Annotated in this window: 1 protein-coding gene; it reads right to left on the bottom strand. The window is 52.1% G+C overall.

The window, feature by feature from the left end; genetic code table 11:
* Nucleotides 1–58: 58 nt before the first annotated feature.
* Nucleotides 59–710 (bottom strand): M48 family metalloprotease (locus ACYVTD_RS15050; protein WP_461248521.1); only part of this gene is annotated, 652 nt, incomplete at its 5' end.

The following is a 710-nucleotide window of genomic DNA, read 5'->3' as shown; positions in this document are numbered from 1 at the left end:
GAACGCCGCCAAAGTGACGACTCTACTTAAAAGCATTGTTTCCAAGATATAAGAGACGCTATTTTACCGCCGCAAATCTCGCTTGCCTACTTGCGCTATTGTCGGCGATTTTATATTTGCCGATGGATTTCCCCGCGTTGGTGATGCGCTGGTCGGGAGACGGGTGGGTCTTGTTAAAGCCGCCTGAGGTTTTGCTCTGGATGGCCTTAAGTTCGTTGAGCATTTGGATAAGCCCCTGCGGATTGTATCCGGCGCTCGCCATCAATGACAGCGCAGTGTTGTCGGCTTCATATTCCTGGGTCTGCGAATAGCCGTTGTTTACCATCGTTTGAACGATTTCCCCTACCGATTCGTTAAACACGTCGGTTAACTGGTTCACGTCCATTCCCGTAGCCGCTCCCGCCGCCGACGTGCCAGTAACCAAAAGGGCCTGCGTAATTCTGCTGGACTTAATCGCCTTGATGCTGTGCTTTAACTGAATGTGCGAGATCTCGTGCGCTATAACGCCGGCAAGCTCGTCTTCCGTTTTAGCGGCGTTTATAAGCCCCTTCGTTATGAGGATGTGCCCGCCAGATGTGGCGAACGCGTTTATTTCGTCGCTGTCGAGTATTGCGACATGGTAGCCGTTGTAAATCTCTGGGCGCGGCGAATTAATCGTAATTGACGCGCAGATATTGTTCAGATACGCGGTGAGGGCGCGGGTGTCGTTC

This window comes from Treponema sp. R6D11 (assembly GCF_054786075.1).
Note: the sequence above shows the minus strand (reverse complement) of the source record. Positions and strands in the feature narration are given on the sequence as shown.